The sequence below is a fragment of the Microbispora sp. NBRC 16548 genome (genome assembly GCF_030268985.1).
Lineage (GTDB): Bacteria > Actinomycetota > Actinomycetes > Streptosporangiales > Streptosporangiaceae > Microbispora > Microbispora catharanthi.
Genome location: NZ_BSSF01000030.1, coordinates 13,749 through 34,672 on the forward strand (window position 1 = coordinate 13,749; position 20,924 = coordinate 34,672).

At 68.5% G+C, this 20,924-nt stretch carries 17 protein-coding genes; 10 read left to right on the plus strand and 7 right to left on the minus strand.

Annotated features, from left to right (window positions below; all coding sequences use genetic code 11):
• Positions 1-210 precede the first annotated feature (210 nt).
• From QSK36_RS41245 to QSK36_RS41270, 6 genes are all read right to left on the minus strand, one after another.
• Positions 211-2,250 carry a ThuA domain-containing protein gene (locus tag QSK36_RS41245; RefSeq protein ID WP_285786191.1) on the minus strand — a complete coding sequence of 680 codons (2,040 nt, stop codon included), beginning with the start codon at positions 2,248-2,250 and terminating at the stop codon, positions 211-213.
• Between the two features lie 94 nt (positions 2,251-2,344).
• Positions 2,345-6,271 carry a ThuA domain-containing protein gene (locus QSK36_RS41250; protein ID WP_285786192.1) on the minus strand — a complete coding sequence of 1,309 codons (3,927 nt, stop codon included), beginning with the start codon at positions 6,269-6,271 and terminating at the stop codon, positions 2,345-2,347.
• A 220-nt stretch (positions 6,272-6,491) separates the two neighbouring features.
• A complete protein-coding gene (locus QSK36_RS41255; protein ID WP_285786193.1) occupies positions 6,492-6,800 on the minus strand; it encodes an ROK family protein in 309 nt (102 codons plus the stop codon).
• Positions 6,797-6,955, minus strand: coding sequence for a hypothetical protein (locus tag QSK36_RS41260; RefSeq protein ID WP_221264272.1), 159 nt, complete (start codon positions 6,953-6,955; stop codon positions 6,797-6,799). The genes QSK36_RS41255 and QSK36_RS41260 overlap by 4 nt, the downstream gene beginning before the upstream one ends.
• Positions 6,956-6,974: 19 nt before the next feature.
• Positions 6,975-7,544 carry a DJ-1/PfpI family protein gene (locus QSK36_RS41265; RefSeq protein WP_041952814.1) on the minus strand — a complete coding sequence of 190 codons (570 nt, stop codon included), beginning with the start codon at positions 7,542-7,544 and terminating at the stop codon, positions 6,975-6,977.
• A gap of 94 nt (positions 7,545-7,638) precedes the next feature.
• Complete coding sequence (locus QSK36_RS41270; RefSeq protein WP_183541786.1) at positions 7,639-8,373, minus strand: GntR family transcriptional regulator; 735 nt, start codon at positions 8,371-8,373, stop codon at positions 7,639-7,641.
• 442 nt (positions 8,374-8,815) lie between these two features.
• Between QSK36_RS41270 and QSK36_RS41275 the strand changes: the two genes are divergently transcribed.
• From QSK36_RS41275 to QSK36_RS41310, 8 genes are all read left to right on the plus strand, one after another.
• Entirely contained in the window at positions 8,816-10,192 is a 1,377-nt protein-coding gene (locus tag QSK36_RS41275) for an extracellular solute-binding protein (protein WP_285786194.1), read from the plus strand.
• A complete protein-coding gene (locus tag QSK36_RS41280; protein WP_183541790.1) occupies positions 10,189-11,139 on the plus strand; it encodes a carbohydrate ABC transporter permease in 951 nt (316 codons plus the stop codon). Before QSK36_RS41275 ends, QSK36_RS41280 begins: the two co-directional genes overlap by 4 nt.
• Positions 11,139-12,050 (plus strand): carbohydrate ABC transporter permease, encoded by a 912-nt coding sequence (locus QSK36_RS41285; protein ID WP_183541792.1) that lies wholly within the window; start codon positions 11,139-11,141, stop codon positions 12,048-12,050. The genes QSK36_RS41280 and QSK36_RS41285 overlap by 1 nt, the downstream gene beginning before the upstream one ends.
• Positions 12,050-13,117: an ABC transporter ATP-binding protein gene (locus QSK36_RS41290; protein ID WP_285786195.1), complete on the plus strand. Its 1,068-nt coding sequence runs from the start codon at positions 12,050-12,052 to the stop codon at positions 13,115-13,117. The genes QSK36_RS41285 and QSK36_RS41290 overlap by 1 nt, the downstream gene beginning before the upstream one ends.
• Positions 13,117-14,193, plus strand: coding sequence for an ABC transporter ATP-binding protein (locus QSK36_RS41295; protein ID WP_183541796.1), 1,077 nt, complete (start codon positions 13,117-13,119; stop codon positions 14,191-14,193). Before QSK36_RS41290 ends, QSK36_RS41295 begins: the two co-directional genes overlap by 1 nt.
• Before the next feature lie 286 nt (positions 14,194-14,479).
• A complete protein-coding gene (locus QSK36_RS41300; protein ID WP_285786196.1) occupies positions 14,480-15,940 on the plus strand; it encodes an NAD-dependent succinate-semialdehyde dehydrogenase in 1,461 nt (486 codons plus the stop codon).
• A complete protein-coding gene (locus tag QSK36_RS41305) occupies positions 15,937-16,425 on the plus strand; it encodes an Ldh family oxidoreductase (RefSeq protein ID WP_285786197.1) in 489 nt (162 codons plus the stop codon). The genes QSK36_RS41300 and QSK36_RS41305 overlap by 4 nt, the downstream gene beginning before the upstream one ends.
• 1 nt (position 16,426) lies before the next feature.
• The gene (locus tag QSK36_RS41310; RefSeq protein WP_285786198.1) at positions 16,427-17,662 is read left to right on the plus strand and encodes an iron-containing alcohol dehydrogenase; all 1,236 of its coding nucleotides are present in this window, start codon (positions 16,427-16,429) and stop codon (positions 17,660-17,662) included.
• 321 nt (positions 17,663-17,983) lie between these two features.
• On the opposite strand, the gene QSK36_RS41315 is transcribed toward QSK36_RS41310, so the two are convergent.
• On the minus strand, positions 17,984-19,009 hold the full coding sequence (locus tag QSK36_RS41315; RefSeq protein ID WP_285786199.1) for a DUF5937 family protein: 1,026 nt from the start codon (positions 19,007-19,009) through the stop codon (positions 17,984-17,986).
• Between the two features lie 102 nt (positions 19,010-19,111).
• Between QSK36_RS41315 and QSK36_RS41320 the strand changes: the two genes are divergently transcribed.
• Together QSK36_RS41320 and QSK36_RS41325 are read left to right on the plus strand one after the other, a co-directional pair.
• Positions 19,112-19,693 carry a dihydrofolate reductase family protein gene (locus QSK36_RS41320; RefSeq protein WP_285786200.1) on the plus strand — a complete coding sequence of 194 codons (582 nt, stop codon included), beginning with the start codon at positions 19,112-19,114 and terminating at the stop codon, positions 19,691-19,693.
• Positions 19,694-19,703: 10 nt separating this feature from the next.
• On the plus strand, positions 19,704-20,786 hold the full coding sequence (locus QSK36_RS41325) for a questin oxidase family protein (protein WP_285786201.1): 1,083 nt from the start codon (positions 19,704-19,706) through the stop codon (positions 20,784-20,786).
• Positions 20,787-20,924: the final 138 nt, after the last annotated feature.

Sequence of the window (20,924 nt, forward strand, 5' to 3'; positions counted from 1 at the left end):
ACTTTCGATACACGCCCTAGTGTTCGAATGCCGCCTGCAGGGCGTCGACCCGACCGCATCACCGCTCCCTTCGGAGGATGGGTCACGTGCGGCACCTACCGATGTTTCGTCGGTGATCAGGAGAAGGTCGTGCATAAATCCGCGATAGTGGTGCGCTCCAGCGTCAGCGCGGCGGGAGCGGCGATCCACCGCCCCCGCCGCGTTAACGGGTCAGCGGCGGTTGAGGTTCTGCATCCACTCCCGCAGCGCGCGCGCCTGCCGCGCGAGCTCGGAACGCGCCGCAGCGTCGCCGGAGGCCTTGTCGTTCGCCAGGTCGACGATCGAGTTCAGCGCCGGGATGGCGGTGGTGTAGTTGGTTGCCAGGTAGCTGTCCCGCGCGATGTCCAGGGCGGCATCGGCGGCGTCCGCGGCGGCCGCGGTCAGCAGCCCGGCCGCTCGGTCGGCCTCGATCAGCAGGCTGGTCTCACGGTAGGACGAGCAGTTGGCGCCCTTGCGGTCGGCGGTCGTCTCGATCCCGCCGAGGATGATCCGCATGAACGAGTCGTCGTAGTACTGCGTCCGGAAGTGGCCGAGGATGTTCGAGAACGCCTTGCCACCCTCCCAGTTCTGGCACCACGCGATCGGGTGGTCTCCGTTCATCAGCCGCAGCGGGTTGGTGGCCGCGTTGCCGCTGTTGAGGCTGCGCTGGTAGCTGTCCTCGTTGAGGCTCAGCAGCGTGTGCACGTCGGCCCGCATGTTGCGGTCGAAGTTGTAGAGCTCGTCGACCGTCATCCACCGGTCAGGGAGATGCGCGGTCGCCGGGTGCGTGTTGTCCTCGGTCACCACCTCGGTGTGGATGCAGCTGCCGCACTGGCCGAACCCGTTCTGGCCGTTCGGATGGTTGGTGAAGAACCCACCGACGAGGTCGCCGTACCACGGCCAGGTGCCGATCTCGAACGAGTCGGCGGCGCCGTGGATGCCGACATAGCCGCCGCCCTGGTGCATGTAGGCCTCGAAGTTCGGCTGCTCGGTGATCGAATTGAGCGGGCCCGGGTGCCCGACGTTGGACTCGAAGACGATCGTGTCGTACTGCTTGAGCGTGTCGAGGCTCAGGAACGGGCTCGTGGGCAGCGTGACGGTCGGGAGTTGCGGGTCGTAGACGTCGACGTTGAAGTTGTTCGCGATGCCGAGCTTCTGGATCGCGGCCACGGTGTGCGGGATGTGGTCGTGCCGGAAGCCCGTCGTCCTGGAGAAGACCAGGACGTTGTAGTCGGCGTCCGGGTTGTGCGGGAGCGGGGCGAGCACCGGGTCCGGGATGAACTTCGGGCCCTCCGCGGGCTCAGACTCGAGGCCCGTCGCGGGCTCCGGCGCGAGCCGGCCGTTGAGCTGGTCGATCAGGTAACGCGCATCGCCCACGAGTGTGCTGCGGGCCGAGCCGGGCGCGATCCGGTCGCCGGCGATCGAGACGAACTCGTTCAGGACCTGGCTCGCGCGCTTGGCCGAACCGGCGTCGGCGAGCGCCTTCGCCTGGTCGAGCTTGGCTTGGAGCGCCGCGCCGACCTCCGCCGGGACGCTGCCGGCGGTCACGAACCGGGTGATCAGCGTGCCGACGTCCGCGAACGATGTCGTCACGATGAACGTCTGCGTGTACTTCGCGCTGTTGGAAGCAGCGTCAGAGAGATGCACCGCGAGCGTGTGCACGCCGAGCGACAGGTCGGAGGTCTGCACCGGCAGCGGCGGGACCAGCTTGCCGTCGAGGTACATGTTCAGCACAGCCACTCCGCCCGAGCCGGGGGCGGGGTCCGTGCGCGTCGGGATAAGTGTGGCGACGTGACCGACGTGACCGTCGGTGATCGCCGGGTACGATGCAGCCGGCGCGCGCGTGTCGATCCGGACCGAGATCGAGCGGAACGCCGCGACGTTTCCGGCCGTGTCGACCGCGCGGTACCGGACGCTGGTGTTGCCCTCCTGCGTGATCACCGCCGACGCCGTGGCCGACGCCGGCGCCCCCTCGACGGGCACGTCGATGTAGGCGGCGCCGCCGTTGAGCGAGTACTGGAACTTGGCGATGCCGACGTCGTCGGTCGCCGACATGTTCAGCGTCACCGAGCCGCGGTACCAGTTGTTCTGGCCGGTCGGCGCAGAGGGCGACAGCGTCGCCACGTTGATCGTCGGCGGTGTCGTTTCCTCTGCCCACGACGGTGCCGCGGGGATGAGTGCGGCCGCCGTCACGCAGGCGGCCACTGCCGATGTGCGAAATCTTCTCCGCATGAGTGTCTTCTCTTTCTTGCCGCTATACGGGCGGGTTCACTAGGTGCCGATGCCCGTGCCGACGGACTCGGGTTCGTCGGCACGGGCGGGTTCGCTAGGTGCCGATGCCCGTGCCGACGAACTCGGCCCAGTTGAGGTTGAACAGGTTGCCGCCCGTGGCGCCACCCGTGACCGAGCGGAACACCAGGAACAGCTCATGCGTCCCGGACATCGAGACCGGGAACGTCTGGCTTGTCCAGGTTCCCGTCCCGCCGGTGGACACGAGGTTGGCCGTCGTCAGGATCGGCCCGGTGATCGAGTCCTGACGGACCTCGATTGCCGCCAGCGGCGACCCGGGCGTGCGGCCGGTCGCCGCGTCCGCCACGCGGAACGTGATCGAATCGATGTTGGTCAGGTTGAATGGGCCGTTGAGCTGGAGCCAGTCGCCCGAGCCCAGGCTGCCGCGGTGCACGCCGGCGCCGCCGTCGGTGTTGGTCGCCGTGTTGGTGCCGGACTGGTTGACGACGAACTCCACCTCCTGGTGCTTCTGGCGGATCTGGTGCTGGCCGGTCGTGGTCAGCGGTGGGACGCCGCCCGGACCGCCGTGGTCGGTGTAGCGCGCCTGGACCACGCCGGAGACGGTGCCGCCGTGTGAGACGTCGTCGGCCTCCGTGTGGAGCACGCCCGAGCAGCCGTTGACGGACTCCTCGGCGTGGCCGTGCGCGTCGTGGCCGAGCACGAACGTCACCTGCACCTCGGAGCAATTCACCGTCCCGTCCTCGGGGTCGGTGACCGTGACCGAGAACGGGATGTCGTCGCCGAACGCGAACGTCCCGCCCTCCACCGGCGTATTGACGACCACCGTCGGGCTCGTGTTGCCCACGGTGATCACGGTGCTGGTCGAGGTTTGCTTGCCGGACGAGTCGAGCACGGTCAGCACGGCCGTGTAGCGGCCGGACTGCGTGTAGGTGTGTGTCGGGTTCGGGTCGGTCTCGATCGCCGAGCCGTCGCCGAAGTTCCACTCGTAGCGGATCGAGTCGCCGGGATCCTCATCCAGCGAGCCGGCGCTGGAGAAGTTCACGGTCAGCGGCGTTGAGCCGTCGGTGCGGTCCGTGGTGAGCACGGCCTTCGGCGCGCGCTTGCCCTTGACGTACTCCCACTTGTACATGCCCGCGTCGGGGCTGATGACGTTGAACCCGTTGCCGTAGGTCAGCAGGTAGAACGCGCCGTCAGAACCGAACTGCAAGTCCATCGGGTTGTCGCACTCGAACCGGAACCTGCCTGCCCCGGCGTTCGCACGGCTGCCGCAATCCAGGAAGTTGTTGATCTTCTGGACGTGGTTGTTCTGCTTGTCGAGCTTGACCTCGCGCAGCGTGTCCTGCGTCCACTCGCTGATGATCACCGAGTCGTCGTAGTACGGCGGGAACTTGTGAGGGTTCGGGTTCTCCGGGTCGTAGTGGTACTTCGTGACCCCGTGCGGACCGACGCCGCCGGTGTAGAGCTCGGGGAACAGCCGCGGGCATTCGGTCGTCGAGCCGGGCGCGATCGGGCCCGGGGTCGGCGCGTAGTAGGCCTCGCACGGGGTGCCGAGCGGCGCGTTCGGGTTGTTGTCGCGGTAGGAGTACCAGATGTCCGGGTCGGTGACCGGCGGGACGTCCCTCAGGCCCGGCTCGACCGTCGGACCGCCCTCAATGTTCCACAGCGAGTCGTTGCGCTGCGTCGGCCCGTCGCAGTCGAACTTCTGAGGCGGGTTGTTCAGCGGCGTGCCCGCGGTGGTGGTGCCGGGCGCGAACTCGTGGAAGTTCCACTGGTAGTGCGCGAGGTCGCGCTTGTAGCACGTCGGCCAGCCGTAGTTGGACGGCTTGCGCACGATCTCGTAGCGGCCGGTGCCCGCCGGGCCGTGCGAGCGCTGCGGTGTCTGGGCGTCGGGCGAGTAGTCGCCGATGTAGGCCACATCGTTCTCGTCGACCTGGATCCGGAACGGGTTGCGGAAACCCATCGCGTAGACCTCCGGCCGCGTCTTGTCCTGCGGCGCGCCCGCGACCAGCGGGAACAGGTTGCCCGACGGGATCGAGTAGGCGCCCGTGCCGGAGCCGAAGTCGACCTTGTTGGCGTCGGCGGCGGAGATGTTGCCGTCCTTGACCTTGATCCGCAGCACCTTGCCGCGCAGGTCGTTGGTGTTCAGCGCGCTGCGGCGCGAGTCACCGGTGAGCCGCTGATACCAGCCGCCCGCCTGCGCCGTGTTGGTGGCGATCGCCGGCGTGGCGGTGCCGGTCAGGCCGGCGCCGTCGGCGGTGATCTGCGGCTGATCGGACTGCTGCTTGCCGCGGCGGAAGAACACGTTGACGTTCGACGTGTTGACCGGGCCGCCGCTGGTCTGGATCTCATCCGCCTCGATGTTCGAGAGCGCCTCGAGCGCCGCGTCGATCGCATCGCGATCCGCGTTCCACGCGATCGGCTCCGTCGTCTGGCCCTCGAAGGTCAGCGTGAACGTGCCGCCCGTCGCGTTGGTGACCCGCACGGTCTGCTGCTCGTCGGTCTTCTGCGAGTTGTACGGCCCGTAGCCGCCGCCGTTGATGCCGCCCGCGGGCGTGTCATCGCCGGTGACCATCCAGAGGTTGCCGTGCTTGTCGAAGTCGATGTCGCCCCCGACGTGGCAGCACTCCTGGCGGTTGACCGGCACGCGCATGATCTGCTGCTCGGAGCCCATGTCGAGGTGCGCCGGCGTGCTGTCGGTGGCGTCGACGAACTTGAAGCGGCTGAGCTGGAAATAGCCCACGTACGGATCCCACGCGGTCTTGGACGCCGCCACGTTCGGCGGGGTGGTGTTCGGCGTGATCTGGGTGACGACCGATCCGTCGCTCAGCTTGACGTCGGTGACCTCCTTCGGCGAGTAGTAGAGGTAGACCCACTTGTTGGTCGCGAAGTTGGCGTCGACCGCCGGGCCATAGAGCCCGTCCTCGCCCGCGGAGTAGATCTGCTGCGTCATCGGCAGGCTCGGATCGGCGAAGTTGGCGACGACCGTGGTGACGCCCGTGGTCGAGTCGTGCATGCGCAGCGAGCCGAGGCGGTCCGTCTGCAGAACGCGGCCGTCCGGCAGCTGGTCGAAGCCGATCGGCTCCTGCAGGTTCGGCGGCGAGCCGATCTTCGTCTGCTGGTAGTTGGCCAGCACGGTCGCGCCGCAATCGCTGTAGACCGGGTCGGCCTGGCCCGCGGCCCAACCGATCGCGCCCTTGAGGTGCTTGGTGAGGCCGGCGTCGAAGCTCGCGGCCGTGTTGCCCAGGCCGGTGTAGAACGAGCGGCCGCCCTGGAAGTCCTTACACCACGAAACCGGGTGATCGGCGCCCATCGTGCCCCCGGCGATCCCGTCGAGGTCGGCGCCCTGCGGCTGCGGCCCGAACGGATCCTCGACGACGGTGTCGAGGACGTGTGACACACCGCGGACGTTCTTCGTGAAGTTGTACCAGTTGTCGGTCCGCGACCAGAACTGCGGCAGATCCTTGGTCGCGTCGTGGACGCGGTCGGCGACCTTCACGTCACCCGATTGCACGTCGGTCCTGCCGGACGCACGCGTCCCCAGGAGGTCAGTCAGGAACGACCAGGACTCGTCGGTCTCGACCGCCGAGCCGACGCCGACGAAGCCGCCGCCGTCGCGGAAGTAGCTCTCGAAGTTCGCGCGTTGCGTGTCCGTGAGCGGGCTCGCGAGACCCGTGTCCAAGAACACGACCGCGCGGTACTGCTCCAGCTTCTTCTTCGTGAAATGGTCGCCCACGTCAGCGGGCCTGGGCGCCACGACCGTGAAATCACCGGTTCTGGCCGCATCCCGGATCGCGGCCAGGCCGGCCGACGACACCGCGTCCTGGGTGCTGCGCACCACGAGTACCTTGAAGCCGGCGTCTGGTGGTGCGGCCTTGGCGGCAGACGCGGACGGCTGCGGCAGCGCCGGTGCAGCGACGAAAGCGGGCTCAGCCGCCGTGGGGGCCTCGGCGCTCACCGGCGTCGCGAGGAGCGTGATGAAAGGGGCGGTGAGGGCTAAGGCCATCGTGGTCGCGGTGCGACGTCTCGGGCGTCGTCCGTTTTCTGGCAGGGCTGCGTCGAGCAGCCTGGCCCACGTTCGATGACGTGGTGACATGGGAAACCCTTTCCTGACCGGGGGGACGTCAGGCAAGGCGCGCGCCGCCGCGCTTGTTGCCGCTTGTTGGCGTTGGTTGCGGATACGGGGGTTGCTGGAGAGGTGCCGCCCTCCAGGTCTGTGGGGGCCGTCAGTAGGCTGTCGGCCGGGGTAGTGAATCCATGATCGTGGTCGGGTCGTCGATGATCCGGTTGACCACCATGCTCGCGGCGCCGCGGGAAGCGGCGCCGAAGCCGAGCGTGGAGGCGACGAATCGGCACTGGGCGGCGGGGGCGGCCACCACGAGCCGCTGCAGCTGATCCTGCGCGTGGGGCAGCAGCCACTCGGCCAGTGAGGCGAAGTAGCCCCGGATGACGATCACTCGCGGGTTGAACAGGTTGGCCACGATCGAGCTGCCGAGCCCGAGCCATTGGCCGACCTGCGCCACCGCCTGCATCATGCGCCGGTCGCCAGCGCCTGTGCCGTCGTTGCCCAGGCTCCGGATCCGGTCGTACCGGGTCCGGAGCCGTGCAGCATCAGCACCGCGGGCCCGGTGCCGCTCTCCATGAGGTGGACGGGGGAGCCGTCGACTGTGAGGGTCCGAAGTGCCGTCACCGGGACAGGCCAGGTGTGCTCATGCCGATGCGGAGTTGATGGACTTCGAGAAGACCTCCATCATCACCCTGCCGAACTGCGGCATGTCGGGCCAGCCGCGGCAGGAGACGAGGTTGCCGTCCACGACGTCGGGAGCGTCGATGACCGTCGCGCCCGCGTTCTCCATGTCACCGGTGATGGGGGGGAAGCACGCCGTCTTTCGGCCCTTCAGCAGCCCGTACACAGCCGGCACCTGCGCGCCGTGGCACACCAGTGCGATCGGGAGGTTGCGCGCGAAGAAGTGCTCGGTGATGCGCCTGACGTCGGCGTCGACCCGGATCCACTCGGGGGCACGTCCCCCAGGGATGATGAGGGCGTCATAGCGCTCGACGTCGACCTCGGCCCAGGGCACGTCGACCGGCAACTTCCGGCCGTTCTTCTCCACGTAGGCGTCGGAGTTGGGGTCGAACTCGTGGATGACCAGCTGAACGTCACGCATCGTCCGTGACGAGACGTCGACGTCCCAGCCGCCCTCCTGCACGCGATAGTAGGGATACATGGTGTCGAGCTCCTCGGCGGCGTCGCCGGTAAGGAGCAGCGCTCTGGGCACCTGCTTCTCCTCGCAACTCGGGCGGGTGAGTGGATCCGATCCGATCTGATCCAATTGCGTCAGCATTCCTCGGCCCGGCCCGCCCGTCAAGCCTTTACGCCATTCCGTCCGCGTCCTTGACTTCGTCGAACAATCGCCGGAACCGCTCGCCGGACAGCAGGATGTGCCGGCGCATGGCGTAGGCGGCGGCGTCGGGGTCACGCGCGGCGATCGCGGCCACAACTTCTTCGTGCTCGGCCATGGCCAGGTGAGTGACCTGGGTGTCGTGGAGAAGCCGGAACAGGTGCACGTGCGTGTGCAGGCGAGCGAGCGCTTCGCGGATGACCTGGTTCTCCGCGCTCAGGGCGACGAGATCGTGAAAAGCGGCGTCGCGCAGCCCGAAGGCGCCATAGGCCATGATCCCGTTGCCCCCCTCCAGCTCCGCCATCTCCTCCAGCATTCGTCGCAGACCGGCCACCTGCTGCGGGGAGGCGCGTTCGGCGGATCTGCGCGCCGCTGCCGGCTCGAGGAGCAGGCGGAGCTCAAGCATGTCCTCGAATCGTTGACGGGTGATCTGGGGGGGAATGCGATAGCCGGCATGGGGCACACGCACGACCAGGCCCTCGGCCTCCATGCGGTTCAGAGCGTCTCGGATCGGCGTCTGCGAGACCCCCAGCTCTCGCGCCAGGACGTCGATCGTGACGCGGGAGCCAGGCTCGATCCGTAGCGACATCAGCTGTCCGAGCAGCGTGTCGTACACCTCGTCGGCAAGCCGGCCGCGAGATCTTCCCGGCGGTGTTCCGCCCGTCATGGCCCCACGGCGCCGCGCGATCATCGCTTCGTCGTCCATCGTTGACATGAGGTCCTTTCTTACGTCTTCGGGAACCTGTTGACATCGGTCACAACGCTGCGGGATGTTGACGCCCCCACTCGGATCGTATAGGAAAGGTGGCGGATGCCGGCCACCCTTCATCCATCGCGGAACCGTCCGCCATCGCTCCGCTTCGATCAGTTGGGGCTCCCCATGAGCATGCTCGACGTCCTACTCGGTTCGCCGCCGGGCCGCACAAGGGCCGAAGGACTTCTCGACTGCTTGAAGCCCCATTACGTCGCGGCGTACTCGTGACGCCGGTCTGCGGGCCAGCCCCTGCGACAGCCGGCAACACGCCTGAACAACCCCCCAACCGCTCGGCGAAGCACGCAGCAAGGCTCCAGAAGTCCCCACCCAGAAAGCAGGCAAGAGGATGCGGTATCCACAGCGAATAGGACGACTGTCCGTTCCCGGTCGAAAGGTGCGGCTGGCGACGGCGGCCATGTTGGTGGCCACGACCATGGCGGCTTGCGGCCAGGACGACGGCGCGCAGTCGAGCGCCCCCAAGGCGCCGGCGACCATCCCGGAACTCACCAAGGACCCGCTGACCCTCAAGTTCATCTGGTTCGACTGGCCCCCCGCCCACGCGCTGGAGGACTTCGCGAACGCGGAGTACACCAAGGAGCGGCCGAACGTGACCATCAAGGTCAACACCGTGCCGAACGCGAACTGGCACGACGCGATGTTCACCCAGTTCGCAGCGCACAAGACCGACTTCGACATCCCGATCCTGGACTCGCAACACATCGGCGAGGCCGTGACGAACGGCAACATCCTCGACATCACCGACTTCGTCAAGAAGAACATCGACGTCAAGGCATACAACCCGTACCTGCTGGCGGCCTACGGCCAGTACCCCCAGGCGGAGACCGGCAAGCGCGACGAAAACGCCAGCATGTACGGACTGCCGCTGCTCGGCGACACCTGGACGATGATCTACCGCAAGGACCTGATCGGCGACAAGCCACCGCAGACGTGGGACGAGATGATCTCAGTCGCCGAGAAGTGCCAGGCGGACCACCCCGGCGTCAGCGGGCTGGCTTTCCACCAGGCCAACGGCTCCGACGCCGCGGCCGTAACCTACAACACGGTCAACGGCGTCTACGGCGGCAACCTCTGGGACGCCAAGACGCGCAAGATCGACGGAGTCCTCAACGACGCTGCGGGCCAGGAGGCGATGGACGTCCTGGTCAACAAGATGAAGCCGCTGACCGCCAAGGGCTCCGGCAACTGGTTCATCGACGAGGTGAACGCGGCGGTCGCCCAGGGCAAGGCATGCATCGCGTTCAACTGGATCGCCGCGAGCGGCGGCCTGCTCGACCCGAAGCAGTCGACGCTCGGCACCACGCGGGAGCAGATTCTCGACAAGCTGGGTTTCGCCCCCCTGCCGAGCCAGAAGACGAACCTGGTGCCTCTCGGCGGCATGGGGATGCACGTGTCGGCCTACTCGCCCACGGCGAACCAGGCGGAAGCCCTGAACTTCATGAAGTGGTTCGAGCAGGCTGACATCCAGAAGAAGTGGGCCGCGGCCGGTGGCGTGCCATCGCGTACGGACGCCCTGTCGTCGCCCGAGTTCCTCAATGCCGGGCCGTTCAACAAGGTGTACGCCGACTCGGTTCCGCGGATGCGGGACATGTGGAACGTGCCCGAGTACGCGCGACTTGTCGACATCGAGAACACCAACGTGAACGCGGCTCTCAACGGCGCGAAGAAGCCGAAGGACGCGCTCGACGAAATCGCCAAGCAGCAGCAGAGCGTGCTCGACTCCGGCAACCGCAAGGGCGGCGGCGGACTGTGAGTGACCCCGTCCCTCTGACGGCCGACCACGGGCAGGTGGCGTCCGCGACGCCGCCTGCACCGGGTCGGGCCCGCCGCCGCTTTGGCGACCGCGGGCTCGCCGTAACCTTCATCTCCCCCGCGCTGCTGCTGTTGCTCGCGATGTCGGTGTTCCCGTTGCTGTGGGCGTTGTACCTGTCTTTCACCGACTACTCGGCCACCCGCGGGGGGCCGGCCCACTTCGTCGGGCTCGAGAACTACACCGCCATCCTGACTTCGGCGCAGGTCCACCTGAGGGCCTTGACGACGTTGATCTACGTGGTCGGCGCGGTCGCCCTGCAGACCGTGCTCGGTTTCGCGATCGCCTACCTGATCGCGCGGCGCACGCACGGGCGAGGAGTGCTGACCACTCTGTTCCTGGTTCCGATGATGCTGTCGCCGGTCGTGGTCGGGCTGTTCTGGCGATTCATGCTCGACGCGCAGTTCGGCGTGATCAACAGCATGCTCGGCTCGCTCGGCCTGGGGCAGGTGGAGTGGCTCACCCGGCAGCGAACGGCACTGATTTCCCTGATCGTGGTCGACACCTGGCAATGGACGCCGTTCATCATGCTCATCGCACTTGCGGGCCTTACCGCGGTCCCCAAGTACTTGTACGAGGCCGCCTCGATCGACCGGGCGTCCGAGTGGTTCCGGTTCCGCACCATCACTCTTCCGCTGGTGTGGCCGCTGCTCCTCATCGCCGTGTTGTTCAGGGCCATCGAGGCGTTCCGGCTGTTCGACCTCGTCTACATCCTCACCAACGGAGGTCCCGGGGTCTCCACCGAGACGTTGTCGTTCCACGTCTACAAGGTCGGGTTCCTGGGCTTCAACACCGGAACCGCCTCGGCGTACGGGATCCTCATGGTCCTCGTCGTCATCGTCCTCACGCAGCTCTACCTGCGCTACTTGAACAAGCTCAAGGAGGACTGATGGCCGTCTCCGTCGACGAGGCCGTGTCCACGGGTCCTGCCCGGGATAACACGCCCTCCGCGCGTCGCTCGGGCGGCCGGGGCCGCTCCGTGCTGGAGGTCGCGCTGCTGGCCGTGCTGGCCGTCGTGATGCTCTTCCCGGTGCTGTGGATGATCGAGACGTCCATCAAGGAGAACCGGGACGTCTACGCCATCCCGGCCAAGTTCTTCGACTTCAAGGTCACTCTGGACCATTTCAAGGACGTGTTCGTCGCCTCCGGCAGCGGTCGCTCGGCCTTGTCCGTCTCGTTCCTCAACTCCGTCGTGGTCGCCGGGGTCTCCACGGCGCTGGCCACCGTGCTGGGGGTGCCGGCGGCCTGGGCCTACTCACGCTTCTCCGTGAAGGCCAAGAAGGACCAGCTGTTCTTCATCCTGTCCACCCGCTTCATGCCGCCTGTGGTGGTCGTGATCCCGATCTTCCTCATGTACCGCCAAGTCGGACTCATCGACAGCAAGCTCGGCCTGATCCTCATCTACGCCGCGTTCAACGTCCCGTTCACGATCTGGATGATGAAGGGGTTCGTCGACGAGGTGCCCGCCGAGTACGAGGATGCCGCCATGCTCGACGGCTACACCCGCCTGCAGGCGTTCCGGAAATTCACCCTTCCCCTGCTCCTGCCCGGCATCGCCGCGACGGCGGTCTTCGCACTCATCTTCTCGTGGAACGAGTTCGTGTTCGCCATCTTCCTCACCTCCAGCGACAGCGTGCGGACGGCCCCACCCGCCATCGCCGGCCTCATCGGCGGAACCACTGTGGACTGGGGTCTCGTGGCCGCCGCCTCCGTGGTGTTCGCCCTACCGGTGCTCGTCTTCGCCTACCTGGTGCGCAAGCACCTCGTCGCCGGTGTGACGCTCGGGGCGGTGCGACGCTGATGGCGGGCATCGAGGTGACCGCCCTGCACAAGCGCTACCCGGACGGGACGGTCGCGGTTGAACACGTCGACCTGTCCATCGGCGACGGCGAGCTGTTCGTGATGCTCGGCCCTTCGGGTTGCGGCAAGACGACCACGCTGCGGGCCATAGCCGGCCTGGAGAGGCAGACGACGGGCGACATCCGCATCGGCGACACGCTGGTCAACGACCTGCCGCCGGCCGAGCGCGACATCGCCATGGTGTTCCAGTTCTACGCTCTCTACCCGCATCTGAGAACCCGCGACAACCTGGCGTTCCCACTGCGGGCCGAGGGACTGCCCAAGGCGGAGGTGCGCGAGCGGGTCGACGAGGCCGCCCGGCTGATGCGGCTCGGTCCGCTCCTGGACCGGCGACCGCACCGGCTGTCCGGCGGGGAGCAGCAGCGCGTCGCGCTTGCTCGCGCCCTGGTGCGACGACCGCGCGCATTCCTCATGGACGAACCCCTCACCAATCTGGACGCGGAGCTGAGGGAGGACATGCGCACGGAGATCAAGCACCTGCAGGGGGAGCTGGGGGCGACGATGGTCTACGTCACCCACGACCAGGTCGAGGCGATGTCGCTCGGTCACAGAATCGCCATCCTCAACAAGGGCCGCGTCGAGCAGATCGGCACGCCGCTGGAGGTCTACGACCGTCCGGCGAGTCTTTTCTGCGCCGCATTCATCGGCTCCCCGCCGATGAACCTGATCGAGGTGGAGGTGGCCGAAGGGAAGCTGCGCGGTCAGGGCGGACTGGTCCTCGCGCCACCGCCGGGCCTGCCGCGCGACCGTCGCCTGGTCGCGGGCGTCCGGCCGGAGGCGCTGGAAGTCACAGAACCAGGGGCGGAAGGTTCGGTCCCGGCCCGCGTGGTCTCGGCGGAGTGGCTGGGCGACGAGATCATCTACGTGGTTGACCACGGCGGCCAGCGCGACGTACGGGTCCGGATGCCACCGACTGTCCGTTTCGCCGCTGACGCACCGGTCGGGCTGCGGCACACCGGCGGGCCCCCGCCGGTCTACGACGTGAGCACGGAAGAGCTGGTGGCCTGATGGGAACCCTGGCAGTGCACGGGCTGCGCAAGTCCTTCGATAAGGTCCAGGCCCTGGACGGGGTGACGCTGGACGTGCCGGACGGCTCGTTCTTCGTCGTGCTCGGACCCTCCGGGGCAGGCAAGACGACGACCCTGCGAGCGATCGCCGGCCTTGAGAAGCTTGACGCCGGGTCGGTGCACCTCGACGGGAGAGACGCGACCGGTGACCCCCCGGCCGCACGCGACCTGGCCATGGTCTTCCAGAGCTACGCCCTCTACCCGAAACTCACGGCGTACGAGAACATCGCTTCGCCGCTGCGGGCACGCCGCCGTTCCTCGAGCGAGATCGCCGCTGCCGTCGAGCGGATGTCGAGCCTGCTGCACATCGAACGTCTGCTGCAGCGTCGTCCCGCGCAGATGTCGGGCGGTGAGATGCAGCGTGTCGCCCTGGCCCGGGCGCTGGTCCGTAGCCCGCGCGCGTTCCTCATGGACGAGCCGCTGACGAACCTCGACCTCAAGCTCCGCGTCGAGATGCGCACCGAGCTCACCCGCATCCACCGGAGCCTCGGAACGACCTTCGTCTACGTGACCAACGACCAGGTCGAGGCCCTGTCCATGGCCGACCAGGTGGCGGTTCTCAAGGAGGGGAAGGTGCAACAGGTCGGAACGCCGACCGAGGTGTACGAGCGTCCGGCCAACCAGTGGGTCGCGGGATTCGTCGGAAGCCCGCGGATCGGCCTGCTCGCCTGCCACGCCGAGGGAGATCGTCTGGTCGGGGCGGCAGGCTGGACGCTGCCGCGGCCCCGCTGGACCACGGCTGAGAACGGTCGTCCGCTGCTGCTGGGCCTGCGCTCGGAGGACCTGTCCGTCGAGCGGCGTGGGGACGCGTCGTTGCCGGGTGAGCTCTACGGCCTTGAGCCGCTCGGTGACCGGACGGTGGTCGACGTCCAAGTGGGGACGGAGATCCTCAAGGTCAAGGCACGACCCAGCTTCACCGGTACGCCGGGCGAGCGGCTGCAAGTGACGGTCGACCTGGACCGTGCGCACCTGTTCGATGCGGGCACCGGGCTGGCGCTGTCCGAGGCCGGGAGGTAACCGCACAGGGGCGGCGACAGGGCGGCGACGTCCCACATGCGCCGCACGTGGCGATCGAGCCTCGGCGGACCGTCACCGGTGAGCACGGTCTGACGACGCTGAAGCAGCCATGGCCCGAGAAGGCGATCGGTGGCGTGGGGCGTCGCCCTGCGGCCGGGGCCAAGGCCACGTTCGGCCTGCTCGCAACCTCGACCCCGACGAGGTCGTGTGACCCGTTCGTCACGGGCGTGGCGCGATCGCCAAGGTCACGCCGGACATCACCAAGAACATCACAGGAGGCGACGCGATGAGTGACCCGATGAACGTCCTGGCCCCCGAGCACCGGCGGCTCCGGATCGGCGACGCCTGGCGCGACGCCGCCGGCGGAGCCACCTTTGTCGTCGAGGACCCGGCCACCGGCAAGACCATCGCCGAGGTGGCGGACGCCGGAGTCGTTGACGGGCTCGCCGCTCTGGACGCGGCGAGCAAGGCGATGGCGGAGTGGGCGGCGACCCCGCCGCGAAGACGGTCAGAGTTGTTGACCGCGACGTACCGGGCACTGACCGACCGATCCGAGGAGGTCGCCCGGCTGATAACGCTCGAGATGGGCAAGCCGCTCGCCGAGGCTCGGGCAGAGGTGGCCTACGGTGCAGAGTTCTTCCGTTGGTTCGCCGAGGAGGCGGTGCGCGTCGAGGGGCGCTACAACACCGCTCCCAATGGTGGATATCGCATCCTCACCGTGCCGAAGCCGGTCGGACCGTGCGTCTTCGTGACGCCTTGGAACTTTCCGTTGGCCATGGGTGCCCGCAAGATCGCCCCTGCGCTGGCGGCGGGCTGCACGACGATCACCAAGCCGGCGGCCCAGACGCCACTCACCATGCTGTTCCTGGCCCGCATCATGGAGGAGGTCGGCGTTCCCCCGGGCGTCGTCAACGTCGTGACGACCAAGCGTTCCGGCGAGGTGGTCTCGGCACTGCTGGCCGACCGCCGGACCCGCAAGCTTTCGTTCACCGGGTCGACCGAGGTCGGGCGCGTGCTGCTACGACAGGCGGCGGACAACGTGCTGCGCACCTCCATGGAATTGGGCGGCAACGCGGCCTTGATCGTGTGTGCCGACGCGGACCTGGACGTCGCGCTCGACGGTGCCATGGTGGCCAAGATGCGCAACATCGGGGAGTCCTGCATCGCGGCAAACCGCATCTACGTCGAGGAGCCGGTGCGCGAGGAGTTCACGGCGCGCTTCGCCGAGCGGATGGCCGCGCTCTCGGTGGGCCATGGTCTCGACGACGGCGTGGACGTCGGGGCGTTGATCGACGGGGCCTCGGTCACCAAGATCGACGAGCTCGTCGCCGACGCGGTCGATCGCGGCGCTCGTGTCCTGGTGGGCGGTGAGCGTCCGGATGGGCCGGGCCACTTCTACCCGCCCACGGTCCTCGTCGACGTGCCCGAAGACGCGCGGATACTGGAGGAGGAAATCTTCGGCCCGGTGGCGCCGATCATCTCGTTCACGTCCGACGACGAGGTGATCGCGAAGGCCAACGACACCGAGCACGGCCTGGTCGGATACGTCTTCACCCGTGACCTCCAGCGGGCGCTCCGGTTCACCGAGGGGCTGGAGACGGGGATGGTCGGCATCAACCGTGGTCTGATCTCGGACCCGTCAGCTCCGTTCGGAGGCGTGAAGCAGTCGGGGATCGGCAAGGAGGGGTCGCACGAGGGCATCCTCGAGTACCTCGACGTCACCTACGCGGCGATCGACCTACCGTGACCGGCCTGCTGCTCCGGGTGCCCGCCGAGGATCACCGCGCCCTGTGCACACATGACCTGACCGGCCTCCACCCGTGGGCCGGGACCCGGGCCATGGTCGGCACGAATCCGCCGGCACCCGGGGACGCCGTCGACTCCGCCGGTGTGCGCGCCACAGACGCGGCCGCGGCGGTGGGTGGGGCGATCAGCCCTTTCGGCGGTCCCGAAGGCTACGCCCGCGGGCTCATGATCGAGGTGCTGGTCGCGACCTTGACTCGTACCGCCCTTGGCGACGATGTCCGCGGGACCCTCGGCCCGACTGACCCGCCCGCCAAGGGCGACGTCTTCATCGCGATGGACCCGAGGGCGCCCGGGCACGACCGAGTCTGGGAGCCCGGCGCGCGCCTGCGCCACCCGGCAGCCAACCTTGCCGACGCCGTCCCGGTCTCGCAGGTGACCTGGACGTCCGCCCAGCAAATCACCGCCGACGTTCCAGAGAGGCACTGACATGCTTGAGACCGTCCGCGGACCACGCCAGCTGATAGTGGGCGAAGGGGTCGCGCAGAACATCCCACGAGTGGTGGCCGAGTGTGGCTCGCGAGTCCTCATCGTGACCGACCGGGTTCTTCTGGGGCAGCCGGGCGTGGCCGAGATCGTGGCCGCCGTGCGGGAGAAGGCCGAAGTCGTCGGGGTGTTTGCCGAGGCGACTCCGGACGTGCCACTCGCCGATGTCGCCCTGGCCGTCTCGGTCGCCGCAGAGGTGGACGCCGACGTGATCCTCGCCATCGGGGGTGGCACGGTGATCGACCTCGCCAAAATCGTCGGCGTCATCCGGCGCCACGGTGGGACGCCGCGCGACTACTACGGCGAGTCGAAGGTGCCGGGACCGACGATTCCTCTCGTCGCGGTCCCGACGACGTCAGGCACCGGCTCCGAGCTCACGCCCGTCTCGGTGTTGACCGACCCGGACCGCGAGCTGAAGGTGGGGGTCTCCAGCGTCCACATCGTGCCCGACTTCGCCATCGTCGACCCCGAGCTCACCTACACCTGCCCTGCGACCGTCACTGCCCACTCCGGCATCGACGCGTTTTGTCACGCGGTGGAGAGCTACACCGCGCGCCCCCGGGCCCACGGACCGCGCGACCCCGTGGAGCAGGTCTTCCTCGGCCGCAACCCGATCACCGATCACTATGCGCTCCTGGCCGCGGAGCGGATCGCCCGCAGCTTGCCCCGTGCCGTCAGGGACGGAGGCGACAAGGACGCGCGCGCGGACATGTCCTATGGGTCCATGCTAGCCGGGCTCGCATTTTCCCACGCAGGCACCGCGGCTCCGCACGCCCTCCAGTACCCCATCGGCGCAGCCACCCACACGCCGCACGGCCTGGGCGTCGGGCTGCTGCTGCCCTACGCGCTGGACGCGGCCAGGGATGCCATCGGCGACCGGTTAGCCATCCTCGCCGGGGTGTGCGGGCTCGACGTGACCGACGCCTCGGATGCCGAGGCCGCAGATACGTTCCTCACCTGGCTCGACGGGCTCCTTGCCGACATCGGCATCCCTCGCACCTTGGCGGACATCGGCGTGGCACGCGCCGACCTCCCGCGCTTCGCGGAGATGGCCAGTGGCGTCACCCGCTTGATCCAGAACCATCCAGGCCCGACCGACACCGCCAGCCTGACCGCGATCCTCGAAGCGGCCTGGATCGGGGACCGGACCCGGCACGTCCTGACTCCGGAGCAGAGATAGTGACGGGCCTTTCACATGACGACGAGTTCCCTGCTCCACCCTGGGTATCGGAATCGTCGGCTACGCCTTGATGGGAGCCGCCCATTCCCGGGCCTGACTCGCGGCTGCGTGCCCACCAGGCCGGCCACCACCCAAAGATCATTTCACTACCCGTCTAACAGGTGGCCGGTGCTTCGGGCCTCGTCGCCCGGACGACTGTCGACGACACGTGAAAAATGGCTCTGGCACAGATTTCGTACGGTAGCGATCTCCTCCTGATCGACCGCCTGGGGCTCCGCCTGGCGCCGGGCATGCTGCGCGACACCCTCGCGCACATGCAGCTCAGGCGTCGGGCTGCCGGCGTGCTTCGCTGAGCAGTCGGTCGCCGAGTTCAGTCCGCGAGTAGAGCACCTGCCGGCCCGCACGGCGCGAGGTGAGCAGCCCGGCGGCGCGTAGCGCCTGGAGGTGCACGCTGAGTGTCGGCGCGGAGAGCGCCATCTGAGTGGCGGCCTGACTGGTCGACATCGGCAGGTCGAGCTGGGCCAGCAGGGCGGCCCGGGTCTGCCCGAGGACGCCGACAAGCGCCGAGCCGGTCTGATCGGGGTGCTCCTCCCAGAGCCGGCCGAGGCCGCGCGGGGAGTAGGAGACGCTGGGTGCCTCTGGCTGCGCGGTCCGCAGCAGGACGTCCGGCCAGGCGAAGGCGCACGGTACGAGAAACAGGCCGCGCCCGCCGCAGTCGGCGTGGCCCTCGTAGTACTTGACGATCCTTAGCGTTTGGTCGGCGAACGTTACCGACGGATGCAGGTCGCTCATCATCCGGTCGACGCCGCCGTCGGCCAGGGCGTCGAGCCGGTAGGCGATGTCGTCGTTGAGTAACGCATCGATCCGCGGCCAGTCTGGGGCGATCGCGACCCGGTGGTACGCCTCGAGCGCCTCCGTGACGAGGCCGATGCCCGCATCCGGCCGGTCCACCAGCGCCTGGAGCCGGGCTCGCCGTCCTTCGCGGCCGGGCCCCTGCTGGGCGACCGGATGGGCCGCCAGGTGCGCCAACTCCTGCGCCACGATCTCCGGATCGGCGTCGGCGATCTGCGCCAGCGCGTCCGCGAAGGTCGAGGACCGGCGACCGGGCGGCGGCACCAGGAAGTCGGGGATGTAGCCCTCCGGACGCACCAGCGCCCGCAGTAGGTCGAGGTCGCGCTCGCGCAGCCGGCCCGCTCGCTCGGCGAACCTGTCGATCCAGGGACGGTGCAGGTGCCGCCCCTGCCTGCGGGCGGCCAGCGTACGCAGGCTGGCGACGGTCTCCATGAGGGGCGAGGCGGCGAAGCGCACGCGGGTCAAGTCCGTCGCCGTGAAGTGCAGGTGGATCACGCGGCCGCCCCTTCCGATTAGATCTGAGCCTAATCGTGGCCGTGCGCGTGAGATCACCGCAGACTGAGGACATCCACCCCGACCACGGATAGGACATCGAAGATGCGCACGCTGATCTACACCGCCTTCGTCTCGCTGGACGGTGTCGTCGACTCTCCCGGCGGCGGCAGCCGCTCCGAGGCCCACCGCAGCGGCGGCTGGACCTTCAAGGACATCGAGTTCCTGCCCGAGGCGTACGAGCTCAAGGGGCGGGAGACCGAGGAGGCCACCGCGCTGATGTTCGGCCGGACCAGCTACGAGGTGTTCTCGCCGGTGTGGCCGGACATGGAGGAGTTCGCCGCTCTCAAGGAACTGCCGAAGTACGTCGTCTCGACCACCCTCGGCCAGGACGCCCTCGTCGACAACTGGGGTGACATCACGATCCTGCGCTCCCTCGAGGACGTCGTGAAGGTCAAGGAGACCGACGGCGGCTCCATCTTCATCCACGGCAGCGCCACCCTCGCCCGCAACCTCTCCGACGCCGGCCTGATCGACCGCTACCACCTGCTGGTCTTTCCCGTGCTGCTCGGAGCCGGCAAGCGGATGTTCAGCGACGCCGACAAGGACAAGCAGATGCTGAAGGTGGTCGAGTCCGAGACGTACGCCAACGGCATCACCAAGCTCGTCTATGACGTCGTCCGCTGAGGTGGCCGTCATGACCCGCGAATCGATGACGGAGGCCCTGCCCGCAGCGTACGAACGACTGCACGCGTACGGGCCGGAGTTCGGCGGCGACGAGGAGGGCAACCACGGGCTGACCAACCACGGTCCGATGGCCGTGGAGGTCATGGTCCGGCGGGGGCTCGACATCGACGTCGAGGGCTGGCTCGACCGCTACGTACGCCGCCTGGCGGAGCTGCCCGGAACGAGCGCGGCCATCCAGCCCGGCGACTGGGGCGCGGCGCTGGGGCAGGCGCGACGGCTGCCCGACTGGGCCGCGTACTTCCGGCACAAGCTGACCGAGCGCCCGTGGCAGGAAGTGCTCGCCGTGTGGTGGCCACGGCTCCTGCCGGGCATTGTGGCCGGCTCGACCCACGGCGTGATCCGGGTCAGTCACGCGGTGCGTACACTGCGCGGCACCGCTTGCGCCCCAGCACGCCAGACCCTCGACGAGCTGGCCCACGGGCTGGCGTTCTGGGCGGCGCGCTACCGCGAGCTCGCCGGGGTGGTCGCGCCGGAGGGCACCCTCACACCGCAACAGGCCCTGCCAGCCGTCACCCGGCTCAACGACCAAAGCGGCTTCATCGCCCACCGGCTCGACCGGCTCGAGCGCAGCCCGGGCTGGACTGCGAGCCTGCGCGCGCTGAAACCCGCCGCGTCCGCCGAGGAGGTCCCCGCGCGGCTGGAGTCGCTCGTCGACAGCGCCGCCAAGGCATACCTCAGGCTGGGCCACGGCTCGCCGGTCCTGCTGGTCCACGCCGCTACCGCGCCCAACGCCGTGCGGCACGTGCTCCCGGTCCTGCCGACCGAGCAGTGGCTGCCGAGCCTGACGGCGGCCTGGGCGGCCGTGGCGGCGGTCATCGCGACGTACGCCCCGGCCCGGCCGGCCCCATGCGCGGAGATCGTCCGGCGCTATCCTGAGCTAACCCGCGAGGACGCGCTCCAGCGGGCAGCTGAGCACGGCGACGAGCACGTCCTGAAGTTCGCCGACACGGCCGTCGAGTCGTACGACTGCACCGGCGACCCCGAGTTGCTCGCCGCGACCCTGCACGTCGGCGAGCTGATCGACCGTCCCTGACGCGAGAAAAGTCAGATCCGTACGACGACCTTAGCGCGGACGTGCGCGACCTCGAGGTGATGGGTACTCCAGCTCCGCCCACTCCTACGTCTGGCAGGAAGCTCGGAAACTCGCCCTCACGCCGGCCCAGGTCGCGTC

Excerpts from the sequence above, each read along its gene's own strand:
- QSK36_RS41310 (WP_285786198.1), top strand. The coding sequence starts at position 16,427 with ATGCTTGAGACCGTCCGCGGACCACGCCAGCTGATAGTGGGCGAAGGG.
- QSK36_RS41285 (WP_183541792.1), top strand. The coding sequence starts at position 11,139 with ATGGCCGTCTCCGTCGACGAGGCCGTGTCCACGGGTCCTGCCCGGGAT.
- QSK36_RS41250 (WP_285786192.1), bottom strand. The coding sequence starts at position 6,271 with ATGGCCTTAGCCCTCACCGCCCCTTTCATCACGCTCCTCGCGACGCCG.
- QSK36_RS41325 (WP_285786201.1), top strand. The coding sequence starts at position 19,704 with ATGACCCGCGAATCGATGACGGAGGCCCTGCCCGCAGCGTACGAACGA.
- QSK36_RS41320 (WP_285786200.1), top strand. The coding sequence starts at position 19,112 with ATGCGCACGCTGATCTACACCGCCTTCGTCTCGCTGGACGGTGTCGTC.
- QSK36_RS41295 (WP_183541796.1), top strand. The coding sequence starts at position 13,117 with ATGGGAACCCTGGCAGTGCACGGGCTGCGCAAGTCCTTCGATAAGGTC.
- QSK36_RS41290 (WP_285786195.1), top strand. The coding sequence starts at position 12,050 with ATGGCGGGCATCGAGGTGACCGCCCTGCACAAGCGCTACCCGGACGGG.
- QSK36_RS41270 (WP_183541786.1), bottom strand. The coding sequence starts at position 8,373 with ATGGACGACGAAGCGATGATCGCGCGGCGCCGTGGGGCCATGACGGGC.
- QSK36_RS41300 (WP_285786196.1), top strand. The coding sequence starts at position 14,480 with ATGAGTGACCCGATGAACGTCCTGGCCCCCGAGCACCGGCGGCTCCGG.
- QSK36_RS41255 (WP_285786193.1), bottom strand. The coding sequence starts at position 6,800 with ATGATGCAGGCGGTGGCGCAGGTCGGCCAATGGCTCGGGCTCGGCAGC.
- QSK36_RS41245 (WP_285786191.1), bottom strand. The coding sequence starts at position 2,250 with ATGCGGAGAAGATTTCGCACATCGGCAGTGGCCGCCTGCGTGACGGCG.